Annotated in this window: 14 protein-coding genes and 2 riboswitches; of the genes, 9 read left to right on the forward strand and 5 right to left on the reverse strand. The window is 58.9% G+C overall.

Annotation, left to right across the window (positions count from 1 at the left end):
• Positions 1–10: 10 nt before the first annotated feature.
• Positions 11–925 (reverse strand): polyprenyl synthetase family protein, encoded by a 915-nt coding sequence (locus tag V6R85_RS13645; RefSeq protein ID WP_026363750.1) that lies wholly within the window; start codon positions 923–925, stop codon positions 11–13.
• Positions 926–1,062: 137 nt separating this feature from the next.
• On the opposite strand from V6R85_RS13645, the gene mtgA reads away from it, so the two are divergent.
• Positions 1,063–1,809: a monofunctional biosynthetic peptidoglycan transglycosylase gene (gene mtgA / locus V6R85_RS13650; RefSeq protein ID WP_020010807.1), complete on the forward strand. Its 747-nt coding sequence runs from the start codon at positions 1,063–1,065 to the stop codon at positions 1,807–1,809.
• Between the two features lie 15 nt (positions 1,810–1,824).
• Here mtgA and V6R85_RS13655 read toward each other — a convergent pair whose 3' ends face one another.
• Together V6R85_RS13655 and metA are read right to left on the reverse strand one after the other, a co-directional pair.
• Complete coding sequence (locus tag V6R85_RS13655; protein WP_060727358.1) at positions 1,825–2,844, reverse strand: aldose epimerase family protein; 1,020 nt, start codon at positions 2,842–2,844, stop codon at positions 1,825–1,827.
• A 176-nt stretch (positions 2,845–3,020) separates the two neighbouring features.
• Positions 3,021–3,947 (reverse strand): homoserine O-acetyltransferase MetA, encoded by a 927-nt coding sequence (gene metA, locus V6R85_RS13660; RefSeq protein ID WP_003505125.1) that lies wholly within the window; start codon positions 3,945–3,947, stop codon positions 3,021–3,023.
• An 83-nt stretch (positions 3,948–4,030) separates the two neighbouring features.
• A riboswitch (SAM riboswitch) is annotated at positions 4,031–4,107 on the reverse strand.
• Between the two features lie 90 nt (positions 4,108–4,197).
• Here metA and V6R85_RS13665 point away from each other — a divergent pair.
• The 7 genes from V6R85_RS13665 to V6R85_RS13695 all read left to right on the forward strand — a co-directional run bounded on the left by V6R85_RS13665 (position 4,198) and on the right by V6R85_RS13695 (position 12,504).
• Positions 4,198–4,851 carry a thiamine diphosphokinase gene (locus V6R85_RS13665; RefSeq protein WP_003505123.1) on the forward strand — a complete coding sequence of 218 codons (654 nt, stop codon included), beginning with the start codon at positions 4,198–4,200 and terminating at the stop codon, positions 4,849–4,851.
• A gap of 4 nt (positions 4,852–4,855) precedes the next feature.
• Positions 4,856–6,682, forward strand: a complete 1,827-nt coding sequence (locus V6R85_RS13670) for an ABC-F family ATP-binding cassette domain-containing protein (RefSeq protein WP_060727359.1) — start codon at positions 4,856–4,858, stop codon at positions 6,680–6,682.
• Positions 6,683–6,778: 96 nt separating this feature from the next.
• Positions 6,779–7,171 carry a VOC family protein gene (locus V6R85_RS13675; RefSeq protein WP_003505120.1) on the forward strand — a complete coding sequence of 131 codons (393 nt, stop codon included), beginning with the start codon at positions 6,779–6,781 and terminating at the stop codon, positions 7,169–7,171.
• Between the two features lie 45 nt (positions 7,172–7,216).
• Positions 7,217–7,327, forward strand: a riboswitch (TPP riboswitch).
• Positions 7,328–7,364: 37 nt separating this feature from the next.
• The gene (gene thiB / locus V6R85_RS13680; protein WP_060727360.1) at positions 7,365–8,378 is read left to right on the forward strand and encodes a thiamine ABC transporter substrate binding subunit; all 1,014 of its coding nucleotides are present in this window, start codon (positions 7,365–7,367) and stop codon (positions 8,376–8,378) included.
• 19 nt (positions 8,379–8,397) lie between these two features.
• Positions 8,398–10,023 (forward strand): thiamine/thiamine pyrophosphate ABC transporter permease ThiP, encoded by a 1,626-nt coding sequence (gene thiP, locus V6R85_RS13685; RefSeq protein WP_111834630.1) that lies wholly within the window; start codon positions 8,398–8,400, stop codon positions 10,021–10,023.
• Positions 10,020–10,736, forward strand: a complete 717-nt coding sequence (locus V6R85_RS13690; protein ID WP_111834631.1) for a thiamine ABC transporter ATP-binding protein — start codon at positions 10,020–10,022, stop codon at positions 10,734–10,736. The genes thiP and V6R85_RS13690 overlap by 4 nt, the downstream gene beginning before the upstream one ends.
• Before the next feature lie 307 nt (positions 10,737–11,043).
• Positions 11,044–12,504, forward strand: a complete 1,461-nt coding sequence (locus V6R85_RS13695; RefSeq protein WP_065695313.1) for a M48 family metalloprotease — start codon at positions 11,044–11,046, stop codon at positions 12,502–12,504.
• Between the two features lie 12 nt (positions 12,505–12,516).
• On the opposite strand, the gene V6R85_RS13700 is transcribed toward V6R85_RS13695, so the two are convergent.
• Positions 12,517–13,113 carry a TetR/AcrR family transcriptional regulator gene (locus tag V6R85_RS13700; protein ID WP_003505112.1) on the reverse strand — a complete coding sequence of 199 codons (597 nt, stop codon included), beginning with the start codon at positions 13,111–13,113 and terminating at the stop codon, positions 12,517–12,519.
• A 97-nt stretch (positions 13,114–13,210) separates the two neighbouring features.
• On the opposite strand from V6R85_RS13700, the gene V6R85_RS13705 reads away from it, so the two are divergent.
• On the forward strand, positions 13,211–13,717 hold the full coding sequence (locus V6R85_RS13705; protein WP_060725364.1) for a DinB family protein: 507 nt from the start codon (positions 13,211–13,213) through the stop codon (positions 13,715–13,717).
• Between the two features lie 61 nt (positions 13,718–13,778).
• Here V6R85_RS13705 and leuC read toward each other — a convergent pair whose 3' ends face one another.
• Positions 13,779–15,188, reverse strand: coding sequence for a 3-isopropylmalate dehydratase large subunit (gene leuC, locus V6R85_RS13710; protein ID WP_003505108.1), 1,410 nt, complete (start codon positions 15,186–15,188; stop codon positions 13,779–13,781).
• Positions 15,189–15,514 lie beyond the last annotated feature (326 nt).

Raw genomic sequence — 15,514 nt, forward strand, 5'->3', positions numbered from 1 at the left:
GAGAACCGGCTCAGCTTTTCCGTTCAGCGATGAATCTTGCGGCCGCGATGAGAATCGCGGCCTTTTCGCCATAGGGAGCCAGCAGTTCCGCAGCTTCCGCCACCTGCTCCTGCAGCTTGCGGCGCGCCCAGTCTTCGCCGCGCAATGCCACGAGCGTTCCCTTGCCGCGCGCGGCATCCTTGCCGGTCGCCTTGCCCATGGTGGCGGCGTCGGCCGTCAAATCCAGAAGATCGTCGGCAAGCTGGAAGGCGAGGCCGATCTTTTCGCCGAAGTGACGCAACCTTTGCCTTTCGGAAACATCGCTTCCGGCGATGATTGCGCCCGCTTCGCAGGCAAAACGCAGCAGTGCGCCAGTTTTCATAGCTTGCAATGTAATGACGCCGGCCTCATCCGGCGCTGTCTTTTCAGCAGCGAGATCGAGGGCCTGGCCGCCGGCCATGCCGCCGATGCCCGCTGCGCGGGCAAGCGAAAGCACGAGCGCGGCCTTGCGTTCGGCCGCGAGCGGATTTTCGTCCGAGGCGATGATATCAAAGGCAAGCGTCAGCAGGCTGTCGCCGGCGAGAATGGCGGTCGCCTCATCAAATTTGCGATGCACCGTCGGCTGGCCGCGGCGCAGGTCATCGTCATCCATGGCGGGCAGATCGTCATGAACAAGCGAATAACAATGGAGGCATTCCAGCGCGGCGCCGACATAAAGGGCGGCTTCGGCATTTCCGCCCGTAAGGGCGGCACTTTCGATGACGAGGAAGGGCCGCAGGCGTTTGCCGCCGTTCAGCACGCCATGGCGCATGGCGTCGAGCAGGTTTTGTGGGCGCGTGATCTCGTCTGCGCGTGCTTCGCCGGAAAGCAGGCGGCCAAGCAGGGCTTCGGTTTTAGCCGCGTTTTCGCGCAGCTTCGTTTCGAAATTTGTCATCGCAGCGTCCATGCCGCGCTCTTTGGCATGCCGCGCGAATGCAGGCAAACCTTTTCGTGATTCCAGAGGCGCAACTATTTGACCGGACTCGCCTTGAAGGCGGCAATGGACTATGAAAGGCTTCAATTGGTGCGGGGCTTTGACGAATATTGAGCAGTACGCCTGAAAGCGACGCAGATTACGCCGTGCTGGCGGAAGACCGGAGCAGTCCGAAGGTGGATTTTCGCACGTTGGCAAAGCGCATCATCATGACCTTGCTGGCTTTGCTGATCCTGCCCTATCTGCTGATCCCGGTCTATGCACTGCCGTTTTTCCGGCCGGTCTCGACGCTGATGCTCGCCGATCTGGTGACCTTTCAGGGTTATGACAGACGCTGGGTGCCGCTCGAGGATATTTCCCCGCGCCTTGTTCAATCGGTGATGATGTCCGAGGACGGGCAATTCTGTTTCCATGGCGGCGTGGACTGGAACCAGATGCAGTCCGTGGTCAGCAATGCGCTCGACGGGGCCTCCACCCGTGGCGCGAGCACCATTCCGATGCAGACGGCCAAGAACCTGTTCCTCTGGAACGGCCGCTCTTTCCTGCGCAAGGGGCTGGAATTGCCGCTGGCGATCGCCGCCGATTTCGTCTGGTCCAAAAAACGGATGATGGAGATTTATCTCAACGTTGCCGAATGGGGACCTGGCATCTACGGCATTGAGGCCGCAGCACAGCACCATTTCAAGGTGCCGGCCGCAAAGCTCAGTTCCCGCCAGGCGGCGCTGCTGGCTGTTTCACTACCTAATCCCATCGACCGCGTCGCCAGCAAGCCGGGACGCGGATTGCAACGGCTTGCCGGCCTTATCGAGCGTCGCGCCCGCGCCTCCGGCGGCTATGTCGGCTGCGTGCTGGACTGACCCTAGCGCGCTGGTTCAGCCTTTCTTGAAAATATAGTCGGTTTCCTGACGCAGCGTTTCGCCCGGCCGCAGGATTGCATGCGGAAAATCCGGGTGATTGACGGCGTCTGGCCAAATCTGCGTTTCCAGGCAGAAACCCGCAAAGGGGCCGTAGTGACGGCCATCGAGGCCGGGAACCGGGACGTCCAGTTTAAAGGCCGAATAAAGCTGTACACCGGGTTCGGTGGTGTGAACCTCAAGAGCGATATCGGAGGCCGGCGAATAGGCGCGGGCGACCTTGCGCTTGGCGCGACGTTCGGGCGAAAGGCAGAAATTATGGTCGTAGAGGACCTGCTCGCCATTCTCCTTGCGCCGCATCGGTGTTGTCTGGCGAAGGTCGAACACGGTTCCTTCGACGGAGCGGATTTCGCCCGTCGGTATCTGCTTGTCGTTGGTGGGCAGGTAGAAGTCAGCAGCGATGCTGATCTCATGCCCAAGTGCGGTATCTGCCCCATCGAGATTGAAATAGGAATGCTGGCAGACATTGGCGATGGTCGGCTTGTCGGTCACCGTTTCATAGACCACCGAAAGCACACCGCCGTCGAGGATCGTATAGGTGGCCGTGACCGTGCAATTGCCCGGATAACCGGCGCGGCCATCGGGATCGATTATCTGCAGAATCGCATGGCTTTCGCCATGTTCCATCAGCATCCAGTTGCGTTTGCCCATGCCGTCGCTGCCGCCATGCAGATGGGTTACGCCCTTTTCGTTCAGTTCCAGCTGGTATTCGTGCCCGTCGATCGAGAACCGGCCGTCACCGATACGGTTGGCGTTGCGGCCGGGGGTGGCGCCGAAATAGGAGGAATATTTGTAATCCTCGAACTTGTCGAAGCCGAGCACGAGCGGCGGCTGGTGGCCCTCAAGACGCAGATCCTGAATGACGGCACCCCAGGTGATGACCTTGGCCGTCAGCCCGCCTTTCGAGATGGTGACGCGTTCGACTTTTTCGCCGGTCGCCGTGAAACCGAAATTCTCCCGTGCCGCCGCGTCGCCCATAACATCATTCTCCCGGTTGCCATGAATTGCCGGCGGACGTTGCGTCATTTTCCGGCAATTCGCAATCCCGCAATTCAAAGCATGTCTCCCAAAAGTGTCCTGCGGTTTTGGGACAAAGACATGCTTAAAACAAAGAAGAAAGCGCGTCGCATGCGTTTGACCAAACGCGACGCGCTTTAAGCGGCCAGTTGCCCGATGGCTTCTAGATCATAGGGCGTCGTCTGGTATATCTCGTTGATCCAGTTGCCGAAAAACAGATGGGCATGGCTGCGCCAGCGGTTGAGCGGGGCAAGTTCCGGGTCGTTGTGCGGAAAATAGTCATGCGGCAGCTTGATGGGCACGCCGGCATTCGCGTCCCGGAAATACTCATCCGAAAGCGACGTCGAATCATATTCGACATGGTTGAACATATAGAGCCGGTTGCCCTCCTTCTCATGCACCAGACAAACGCCCATTTCCTCTGACTCCATCAGGATTTCGAGTCTCGGATGTTTTTCGATATCGGCGCGGCGTACTTCAGTCCAGCGCGAGACAGGAACCTGGAAATCATCCGAAAAGCCGTTCAGGTAGATCGACGAGGGGCAAAGATTGCGGTGACGATAGACCCCGAAAGCCTTTTCCTTCAGTTCGTGCTTCGGCACGCCATGGAAATGATAGATGGCGGCCATCGCCCCCCAGCAGACATTCAGCGTCGAATGGACATTGGTCTGCGTCCATTCGAAAATCTTCTGCATTTCGTTCCAGTAGGTCACGTCTTCATAGGCCAGCGTCTCCACGGGGGCGCCGGTAATGATGAAACCATCAAACTTGCGGTGGCGCACTTCCTCCCACGTCTCGTAGAAGGACAGGAGATGCTCTTCCGGCGTGTTCTTGGCGCGATGGCCGCCGATCCGCACCAGCGACAGTTCCACCTGCAGCGGCGAAGCGCCGACGAGGCGTGCCATCTGGATTTCCGTCTTGATCTTGTTCGGCATGAGGTTGAGAAGCCCGATCTGGAGCGGGCGGATATCCTGCCGGATAGCAGCCGTTTCGGTCATGACCCGCACGCCCTCGTGAACGAGGGTCTCAAAAGCGGGAAGCGTATCGGGAATCTTGATCGGCATGTCGAACTCTCTTTTCCGGATCACGTAAAGAACGTTGCGAAAACAAAAAAACCGGCAGCGAAATCGCGACCGGTCCCAGGAAATTGCCTTTTTCCTCGACCCTTTAGCGACTTCTTTAAAGTGGCTGCAAGCCGGTCGGCAAATCACCACTGAGGCGTTTCATAATCCCGAAGCCGGCGAAAATCAATATAGGCTGATTTCATCGGGGTTTCGGCTTTCCATTTTTGGCCGAGGTGCGGTAAGGCAGGGCATGGATAAAGAGCGTTTCACCATTCTGCTTGGCGGCGATGTCACGGTGACCGATCGTCTGAAAGAGGCGGTCGCGGATAGCCGTGTGATTGCGGCCGATGGCGGCATGCGCCATGCCCGGCCGCTTGGCCTTGCGCCGGAGCTGTGGGTCGGGGATTTCGATTCCGCCAGCAAAGAGTTGCTGGACGCCTGGCCAGATGTGGCGCGGCAGCCGTACCCGGCCGCAAAGGCGGTGACGGATGGCGAGATCGCGGTATCGGAAGCTCTCTCCCGTGGAGCGCATTCGCTGGTGCTTGTCGGTGCGCTTGGAGGCGAGAGAAGCGACCATGCGCTGCAGCACCTTCTTTACGCGGTGGCGCTGGCCGAACGTGGTATCGACGTTACGCTGACGTCAGGTGAAGAAGAGGCCCGGCCGCTGCTTCCCGGTTTGCTGGATGTCGATCTGCCGCCCGCTTCGCTGTTTTCTGTTGCCGGATTTACCGCCCTTGCGGGGCTTGATATCGGCAATGTGCGTTATCCGCTGAAGGATTTCGCGCTTGCTTTCGGCTCCTCCCGCACTATTTCCAATGTCGCGAATGGCGGCCCCGTGCATTTCTCGCTGAAAAGCGGAAAAGCCATCGTGCTCGCCCGCCCTTATGATCTGACCGGAGCCTGACACCTTGGCACCCCCAATTTTGAAACTCGATGACATCAAGCTGACCTTCGGCGTGACCCCGCTGCTCGATGGCGCCAATCTCCAGGTAGAGCCGGGCGATCGCATCTGCCTTGTCGGGCGCAACGGTTCGGGCAAGTCGACGCTGATGAAGATCGCTGCGGGTCTCGTTGAAGCGCAGTCGGGTGAGGTTTTCCGGCATCCGTCCGCGACCATCCGTTATCTGGAACAGGCGCCGGATTTCAACGGTTACGACACCGTGCAGGCCTATGCCGAGGCTGGGCTCGGACCCGGCGACGATCCCTATCGCGTCACCTATCTTCTTGAACATCTCGGCCTCACGGGGCAGGAACATCCGGCAAGCCTTTCCGGCGGTGAGGCGCGACGTGCGGCCCTTGCCCGCGTGATGGCGCCGGAACCTGATATCCTGATGCTCGACGAACCCACCAACCATCTGGATCTGCCGACCATCGAATGGCTTGAGAGCGATTTGCAGCAGACGCGCAGCGCGCTGGTGCTGATTTCGCACGACCGCCGTTTTCTCGAAAAAGTCTCGACTTCGACCGTCTGGCTCGATCGTGGCCAGTCCCGCCGTCTTAATCGCGGCTTTGCCCATTTCGAGGAATGGCGCGACAAGGTGCTGGAAGAGGAAGAGCTGGAGCAGCACAAGCTCGGCAAGGCCATCGAACGCGAAGAACACTGGATGCGTTATGGCGTGACCGCGAGGCGCAAGCGTAACATGCGCCGCGTCGGTGAGCTTCAGGCCATGCGCGCGGAATATCGTGGCCACAAGGGGCCGCAGGGCACGGTGCAGGCGACCGTCACCGAAGGGCGCGAATCCGGCAAACTGGTCATCGAGGCCGAGGCCATCACCAAGGCTTACGGCGAGCGCGTGATCGTCGCGCCGTTTTCGCTGCGTGTCCATCGCGGGGATTGTATCGGTTTCGTCGGCCCCAATGGCGCCGGTAAAACCACGCTTCTGAAGATGCTCACCGGCCAGCTTGAGCCCGATAGCGGTATGGTGAAGCTCGGCACCAATCTGGAGATCGCGACGCTCGACCAGAAGCGTGAGGATCTCAATCCCAACGATACGCTCGCGCATTATCTGACCGATGGTCGCGGCGAAAACCTGCTGGTCAACGGCGAATTGAAGCATGTGACGGGCTATATGAAGGATTTCCTGTTCCAGCCGGAACAGGCCCGTACGCCGATCCGCAACCTTTCCGGCGGCGAGCGCGCGCGCCTTATTCTGGCACGCATCCTGGCGCGGCCGACCAATCTTCTGATCCTCGACGAGCCGACCAACGATCTCGATATCGAAACGCTCGATCTTTTGCAGGAAATCGTCGCTGGATTTTCCGGCACGGTCATTCTCGTCAGCCACGACCGCGATTTCCTTGACCGCACCGTCACCTCCACCATCGCCCCGGTCAATCCGGACCAGCCGGATGGGCGATGGATCGAATATGCCGGTGGCTATTCGGACATGATGGCGCAGCGCAAGGGTGCTGCGGAAGAAAAACGCAAGGCTGAGAAGCAGGAAAAAGCGAAGGCCGCACCTTCGGCCTCCGCGTCGCAGGATCCTTCAAAGGCCAAGGGCAAGCTTTCCTTCAAGCAGAAATTCGCGCTCGAAAATCTTCCGAAGGAGATGGAAAAGGCGCAAGGCGAAATCGCCAAGCGCGAGGAGCGCATGGCTGATCCTAATCTCTTCACCAAGGATCCGGCCACTTTCAACACGCTGGCGAAGGAAATGACGAAGCTGCGTGAAAAGCTCGAGACCATGGAAGAAGAATGGCTGGAGCTGGAGATGCTGCGCGAGGAACTGGAAGGCTGAAGGCCGCAGGCCCCTCGTTTGATCGACCCTCCTTCGGTCTTTGACAGAAAAGCGGAATTGCCGTTCTATGCTGGTTCGTTTGGAGGAGTTGTGAAAATGCGCATGATTTTCGTCAATCTGCCGGTCAAGAATATCGAGAAATCAAGAAGCTTCTTCACGGCTCTCGGTTTCAGCTTCAATCCGGAATATTCTGACGACCGCACGCTCTGCATGATCGTGGAAGAAAACATCTTCGTGATGCTTCTTCAGGAAGGGCGTTTCCGCGATTTCATCAACGGCGACATCGCCGATGCGACGCGCACCACCGAGGTTCTGACCTGTCTCACGGCGGGAAGCCGCGACGAAATCGACCGGATGATCGCAACGGCGCTTGCCTCCGGTGGCAGTGATTGGAAACCCGTGCAGGATCACGGCTTCATGTATGCCGGCAGTTTTCAGGATCCCGACGGGCACGTCTGGGAGCTGGTGCATATGACGGAGCAGGGCTGACGGCGGCCATCTTGCCAAGCAGGGACGACCGGACTACACCATCATCTTGATCTAACGGGGTGTCTTTTGCGCTTGCGTGCAAAAGGCTGAGAGGCTTGCCAACCCGAAGAACCTGATCCGGTTCATACCGGCGGAGGGATTAGACGGCTTCAAGGCAGGCGGCTATTTCCCTTTTTGTTTTGAGGAGATACCCGTGCGCCGTCGTCTTTTCCTGAATTCCCTTGTTGCCGCTTCGCTGTTCCTGCCCGGTCTTGCCGCCGCGCAGGACAAACAGGAACTGACAGTCTATACCTATGAGAGTTTCGTTTCCGAATGGGGTCCCGGTCCCAAGGTAAAAGAAGCCTTCGAGAAGGTCTGCGGTTGCACGGTCAATTTCGTCGGTGTTGCGGATGGTGTGGCGCTTCTTAACCGTCTGAAGCTTGAAGGCGCAGGGTCCAGGGCGGATGTGGTCGTTGGTCTCGACACCAATCTTGTTGCCGAGGCGAAACAGACCGGTCTTTTTGATGTTAGCGGCGTCGATGCGTCGGCGGCCAAGGTGCCGGGCGGTTACAGGGACGATGTTTTCGTGCCTTACGACTACGGGCATTTTGCCGTCATCTATGACACGCAGACGGTGAAGAACCCACCGGCGAGCCTGAAAGAGCTGGTGGAAGGCGACCCCTCGCAGAAGATCGCCATTCAGGACCCGCGCACCTCCACGCCGGGGCTCGGCCTGCTGTTGTGGGTAAAATCGGTCTACGGTGACAAGGCCCCGGAAGCATGGGCAAAGCTCAGGAAGCGCATTCTCACCGTCACGCCGGGCTGGTCGGAATCCTACGGCCTTTTCACCAAGGGGGAGGTGCCGATGGTGCTCTCCTACACCACCTCGCCCGCCTATCATATGGTCGCCGAAAAAACGGATCGTTATCAGGCCGCGGCTTTTTCCGAAGGGCATTATATCCAGATCGAAGTGTCCGGCCTTCTCAAAAACGCGCCGCACAAAGATCTGGCAAAGCAGTTCCTCGCTTTTACGCTGACATCAGGTTTTCAGGATGCCATTCCGGAAAACAACTGGATGATGCCGGTTGCGGCAACGTCCAATCCCCTGCCCGAGGCGTTTTCCAAGCTCGTCGTGCCGCAGAAGACCTTCTTGATGGACCCGGAAGAGGTGGCGAAGAACCGCAAGGCGTGGATCGATGAATGGCTCACGGCCATGAGCATGAATTGAGGAGGAGGCACGCCCGCACATGATGCTGCGTCGCGATTATCGGCGATCGATCATTTTCGGAACGGCGGCTTTTGCCGCCGTTTTCCTGTTCATGGCGCTCGCCGTTGCGGCCCTCCTGTCTTTTGATGCGGGCGCGTCTGCTGCCGGTATCATGGATGCCTATACGCTGCGCATCCTGCGTTTCACGCTTTATCAGGCAACGCTTTCCACCCTTCTTTCCATTGTTCTTGGCCTGCCGGTGGCGCTGGCGCTTTCCCGGCGACGCGAGTTTCCGGGAAGGATCTGGATCATCAGGCTGATGGCGGTGCCGATGGGTCTGCCTGTCATCGTTGGCGCCTTCGGCATCATCACCATCTGGGGCAGGCAGGGTGTTTTGAATACGGCCCTCGTTTTTGCCGGTGCGGATGAACCTTTCAGCATTTACGGCCTTTCCGGCATCCTTATCGCCCATGTGTTTTTCAATCTGCCGCTTTCGGTCCGGCTGATGCTGGCCGGGCTTGAACGTATTCCAGGCGAATATTGGCGCATGGCGGCAAGCCTCGGCATGGGGCCGGTCTCGGTTTTCCGTTTTATCGAATGGCCGGCGGTCGCGCGTCTCGTTCCCGGCATTGCCGGGCTTATCTTCATGTTGTGCGCCACCAGCTTCACGCTCGTGCTTCTTTTAGGCGGCGGGCCGGCAGCCACGACACTGGAGGTGGCGATCTATCAGGCGCTGCGGTTCGATTTCGATCCGCAGCGGGCGATTGCGCTTTCGGTTTTGCAGATTGCCCTCACCGCAATTCTGCTCGGCCTTCTCGCCTTTTTGCCGTCGCCCGAAGCGGAAATCCCTTCGCTTGGTCGTTCCCTTCGCCGTTTCGATGGCAAGAGCATCGGCGCACGTTTGTGGGATGGGGCGGCCATTGTCTTCGCTATTCTGCTGATCGGCCTGCCGCTTGTCGCCATAGCTGTCTCGGGTTTGAGTGCCGATCTGCCGCGTCTTCTGTCTGCACCGATTTTTCTGCGCGCGGCGGCGACCAGCCTTGCAATCGCCGCGCTTTCCGCAGCCCTTGTCGTGCTCTACTGCATGGCGATCATCGGCGCGCGCCAGGCTGTAGGCTCCAGACGGCAGGTGGGGCAGCCTCTGCGCTTGCTCTCCGCCATGCTTGGGGCGGGGTCTTCGTTGGCGCTCTTGGTGCCGCCTGTCGTGTTGGGAAGCGGGTGGTTCCTGTTATTGCGGGTTTTCGGTGATGTCAGCTTCTATGCTCCCGTTCTCGTGGCGCTTATCAATATGTTGATGGCTTTGCCGCTTGCCATGCGGGTGCTGGAGCCGGCCTTCACCAGTCATTTTTTACGCACCGGCCGGCTTTCCGCCAGTCTCGGGCTTCAGGGCCTCACGCGGCTGCGGTTTGCCGATCTGCCGGTTCTGTGGCGGTCGCTGGCCATGGCGTTTTCCTTCGCCATGGCCCTGTCGCTCGGCGATTTAGGCGCGGTTGCCCTGTTCGGCTCGGAAAATTTCGTCACCCTGCCGTGGCTGGTCTATAGCAATATGGGCAGCTATCGCACCAATGATGCCGCCGGTTATGCCTTCCTTCTCGGCATTGTCTGCCTGCTGCTTGCCGCAGGCGGCGTTTCACGGCAATCCCAATCAGCAAGGGCGAGCATATGACAGGCGATGATTTTGCCGTTGAACTGGACAAGGTCAGGCTACGGCTTGGAACACAGGATTTCGAACTTGATTGTTCGTTCCCTAAGGGGCAGATAACCGCCGTTGTCGGGGCATCCGGCTCGGGAAAATCCACGCTTCTCAATCTCGTCGCCGGTTTCGAGGAACCGGATTCCGGGCGCGTGATGATCGGCGGGCAGGACATGACCGCGCTTGATCCTTCGGAAAGACCGGTCTCATCAATCTTTCAGGATAATAATCTTTTCGCCCATCTCGATATCTTCACCAATGTCGCTCTCGGTGTCAGCCCCAGGCTGAAATTGCGGGTGGAAGACCGGCAAGAGATTGAGATGGCCCTCGTCCGTGTCGGTCTTGCGGGTTTCGACAAACGCTTGCCGGGCACGCTTTCCGGTGGAGAAAGACAGAGGGCGGCGCTGGCGCGCGCGCTGGTCAGGAAAAAACCTGTCATGTTGCTCGACGAACCTTTTGCAGCACTCGATCCGGGATTGCGGGCGGGCATGACCTCCCTGCTTCTCGACTTGCACGCCGAAACAAAAAACACGGTGATTATTGTCACCCACCATCCCGAAGACATAAAGAAGCTGGCGCAGCGGGTGGTGTTTCTTGAACGCGGCCGTGTTGTCTATACCGGTTCGACCGCAGATTTCTTCGCCACACAAAATGTGAAGGCGGTCGACAGTTTTCTGAACGGGTGATCGCCTTATTTTCGACGCGTGCCGCTGGCAATCGCTTTAGATGACTTCAATGGCGCTAATTTGCACTTGCCAGTTTCAAGTTGTTGCCCGAGAAAAGATGGGAATTATTGCGTTCTTCAGGAATATTCCGGACTTGATGGATCGTTTTTACCGTTTTGGCATTCATCGCCCGTTGGGGCGAATCTGTTATTCTGGTCTGCAATTAACGGATGATCAGGAACGTTAGGGGCAGGCATAGAGAATGAGAAATAGCATGACTGCACAGTGGAGGCTCTTCTCCCGTTCAGGCCTTCGCCGTTCGGGCAGGATGGCTGCCGCCTGTTCCGTGCTGACAGCGTCTGCGGTGTTCCTGTCGTCGTGCCAGTCTCTCTTCAGCCCGGCCTACCAGTCCACCTTGCGTCCCTCGGATAATCCGCAGACCGTGGAAGAAGTGCAGAAGAATGATCCCCGCGCCCAGATGGGTGCGCGCGAGCATCCGCGCATCGTGGCGAGTTATGGCGGCGAATATCGTGACGCCAAGACGGAAAGGCTCGTCGCCCGCATCGCCGGCGCGCTGACGGCGGTTTCGGAAAATCCGCAACAGTCCTACCGCATCACCATCCTGAACTCGCCGGCCATCAATGCCTTTGCGCTGCCGGGCGGATATCTTTACGTGACGCGTGGGCTTCTGGCGCTTGCCAACGATGCTTCGGAAGTGGCTGCCGTGCTTTCGCATGAAATGGGCCATGTCACCGCCAACCATGGCATTGAACGCCAGCGCCGGGAAGAGGCGGAGGTGATTGCCAGCCGCGTGGTTGCCGAAGTGCTGTCGAGTGATCTCGCCGGCAAGCAGGCGCTTGCGCGCGGCAAGCTGCGGCTCGCGGCCTTTTCGCGTCAGCAGGAATTGCAGGCGGATGTGATCGGCGTGCGGATGCTGGGCGAGGCCGGTTATGACCCCTTTGCCTCGCCGCGTTTTCTGGATTCCATGGCGGCCTATGCGCGGTTTTCCTCGGCCGATCCTGAAAACGACCAGAGCCTCGACTTCCTTTCCAGCCACCCCAACACGCCGCAGCGTATCGAGCTTGCGCGCCGTCATGCCCGCGCCTTCGGCCAGGACGGCCAGGTCGGGGATCGTGGTCGCGAGTGGTTTCTGGACGGCATAGACGGCCTGCTTTATGGCGACAGCCCGCAGGAAGGGTATGTCCGGGGCCAGACATTCCTGCACGGAACGCTCGGCATTCGTTTCGATGTGCCGGAAGGTTTCGTCATCGACAACAAGGTTGAGGCCGTTCTGGCGACGGGGCCGGGCGATATGGCCATCCGCTTCGACGGCGTCGCCGATCCGAAACAGACAAGCCTTGCCAATTATCTGACCAGCGGCTGGGTTGCCGGCCTGTTGCCGGAAACCGTCAAGGAAACCCAGATCAACGGTCTGGAGGCTGCGACGGCGCGGGCAAGCGCGGATAAATGGGATTTCGACGTGACCGTCATTCGCGTCGGCCAGCAGATATTTCGTTTCCTGACGGCCGTGCCGAAGGGCAATACCCAGCTCGATTCCATCGCCAACACATTGCGCACCAGCTTCCGCAAGATGACGCCGCAGGAAATAGCCTCGCTGAAGCCGCTCAGGGTGCGGGTGGTGACGGTGAAGCCCGGTGAAACCGTGGCGACGATGGCGGCGCGGATGATGGGAACCGACCGGAAGCTGGACATGTTCCGCATGATCAACGCCATGAGCGCCACCGCCACAATCCAGCCCGGGCAACGGGTGAAGATCATTTCGGAATAAGCTTGCGGCCTCCTATTCGCCGGTTGCCTGCGACAGGTAGGCGTGAACCAGTGCGATCATTTCCCGCCTGACTTTGGGCGACTGCAGCTCTCCGCGGCGGGCGGCATTGTGAATGATGCCGTCAATGGCATCCGATACGATCCGCGCTGCGGTTCCGCTTTCGACCTTTGAACCGGCTGTCATATGTGCCGCGATCGCTGCCGCATAGAGACCGAGATATTCCTGTTCGAAAGCGCTGTTGGGATCGTTCGTTCCTTGGTGGCTCGGCGCATCATCCAGAAGGACCTTGTGAAGGCCGGGATGGATGCTGTGGACCCCGATCATGCCGGTCACGAGCTCTTCAACGAATCTAGCGAGCGATTGCCGCTTTTGCGCGATGCTCTTCATGATGGAGAGACAGTCCTCGAGGTGACGATGGCGTACCGCTTCCACGATCGAAACCTTGTCCGGGAAATATTGATAGAGCGAGCCGATGCTGACGCCGGCCGTTTCGGCGACCCTGTTCGTGGTAAAACCCGCCCAGCCGTGATCGCTTAAAATGCGAGCCGCCGCATGGATGACAGCATCGACCGTTGCCCTGGAACGCTCCTGACGCGGCTCCTTGCGCATCTCGGTTTTCCGCTTTGCAATGCGAGTAGACAAGGCATCCTCCATGACGAAAATATAAACATAGTGCTCACATTTTTCAGATGTAAAGGATATTGTCATGAGGGATTTGCTCAGGAGCCTGCTCGGCTATCACGCATGGGCGAACAGGGACTTGTTCGAGAAGCTGCAACAACTCGATCCCGTCCAGAACGCATCCGAGCGGCAAATGGCAATTCGGCTGATCAATCATTATTACGTGGTCGCAAGGATTTTTTCGGGCCATCTCACCGGAGCGGCGCACGGTTTTCTCTCCGACAATACCGAGGCAACACCGCAGCTGGATGATCTTGCGAAGGATGTCGCTGCTCTGGATGGCTGGTATCTCGACTACATCGGGAAAACATCACCGGCATCGCTTGGCGAATTTGTCGCCTTCACCTTTACGGATGGTGACAAAGGTTACATGTCCCGTGCCGAGATGATCTCGCATATGGTCCTGCATGCCGGCATTCACAGAGGGGAGGTCGCGCGTATTCTGAGCCAGCTCTCCATCACGCCGCCCTGGGATACTTTTGCTGTGTTTCTGCACGGCACGCAGCCGCAACGGCGTTTGCAGGGGGCATAATAAAAAGCCACCCGCCCCTGTGTGGGACGGGTGGCTTTCCTGAAACGATGGTGTCAGGAACCTATTGCCACTCGCGCACGTCGACGAAATGACCGGCGATCGCCGCCGCTGCTGCCATGGCAGGGGAGACGAGGTGGGTGCGGCTCTTATAGCCCTGGCGGCCCTCGAAATTGCGGTTCGAGGTCGAGGCACAGCGTTCGCCGGGCTTCAGGCGGTCGTCATTCATGGCAAGGCACATGGAACATCCCGGTTCGCGCCATTCGAAACCGGCTTCGAGGAAAATCTTGTCGAGACCTTCCTTTTCCGCCTGTTCCTTCACAAGACCGGAGCCGGGTACGATCATTGCCGAGACCGTGGGGGCGACCTTGCGGCCGTCGACGATTTTCGCCGCCGCGCGCAAATCTTCGATGCGGCCATTGGTGCATGAGCCGATGAAGACGCGGTCGATGGCGATATCGGTGATGCGCGTTCCGGGCTTCAGGCCCATGTATTCCAGCGCACGCCATTTGGAGGTACGCTTGTTTTCTTCCTCGATATCATCCGGATTGGGAACGATCCCTTCAACGGAGGTCACGTCTTCCGGCGACGAGCCCCAGGAGACGATCGGCGGCAGATTGGCCGCGTTCAGTACCACGACCTTGTCGTAATGTGCGCCTTCGTCGGACTTCAACGTTTTCCAATAGGCGATGGCCTGTTCCAGCGTTTCGCCCTTCGGCGAGCGCGGCTTGTCTTTGATGTAATCAAAGGTGGTTTCGTCAGGTGCAATAAGACCTGCGCGGGCTCCGCCCTCGATGGTCATGTTGCAGACCGTCATGCGGCCTTCCATGGAGAGCGAACGGATCGCCTCGCCGGCAAATTCGATCACGTGACCGGTACCGCCAGCCGTGCCGATCTCGCCGATAATGGCGAGGATGATGTCCTTGGCGGTAACACCATCCGGGATTTTGCCGTCGACACGCACCAGCATGTTCTTGGCCTTTTTCTGGATCAGCGTCTGGGTCGCCAGAACGTGCTCCACTTCCGAGGTGCCGATGCCATGCGCCAGTGCGCCAAAGGCGCCGTGGGTCGAGGTATGACTGTCGCCGCAGACGATCGTCATGCCCGGCAGGGTGAAACCCTGTTCGGGGCCGACGATGTGAACGATGCCCTGGCGCTTGTCGCGCTCGGAATAATATTCGACGCCGAAATCCCTAGCGTTCTGCGCGAGCGCTTCTACCTGAATGCGGCTTTCTTCGTTCTTGATACCTTCCAGCCGGTCGGCCGTGGTTGGAACGTTATGGTCGACGACGGCCAGCGTGCGGGCAGGTGAATGCACGGGGCGACCGGCTATGCGCAGGCCTTCGAAGGCCTGCGGGCTCGTCACCTCATGGACGAGGTGACGGTCGATGTAGAGAAGACAGGTTCCGTCGGGATCACGATTGACGACGTGGTCGTCCCAGATTTTGTCATACAGGGTGCGGGGTGCGCTCATGGCTCTGTGCCTTGTCATATAAAAGGGTAATGAGGGTTCAGTAAGGCGGTGGACAGCGTGCTGCTGTCAGGCGAGCCTAAGTCGGCTGGTGAGCGCCCCGGAAACGCGCGCAAAGAACCGTGCCGGCAGACGCTTGTGGTCCTGCAGCACATAAACATTCTGCGCGAGACATCCGAATTTAGATCCCATGGCAGCGTTCATAGCAGATCGCCGGTTTTACGGCAATATGAATGCGTACAGCCTTGAACGCGACGGCTCGGCATTTTCTATATGCACTGCATCATGGCCGAAGCCCCTGACGGGCCTGCCTTCTAGTTGTCGCCGCT

Origin of the sequence: Agrobacterium sp. CCNWLW32 (assembly GCF_037083425.1) — a bacterium.
Lineage (GTDB): Bacteria > Pseudomonadota > Alphaproteobacteria > Rhizobiales > Rhizobiaceae > Agrobacterium > Agrobacterium radiobacter.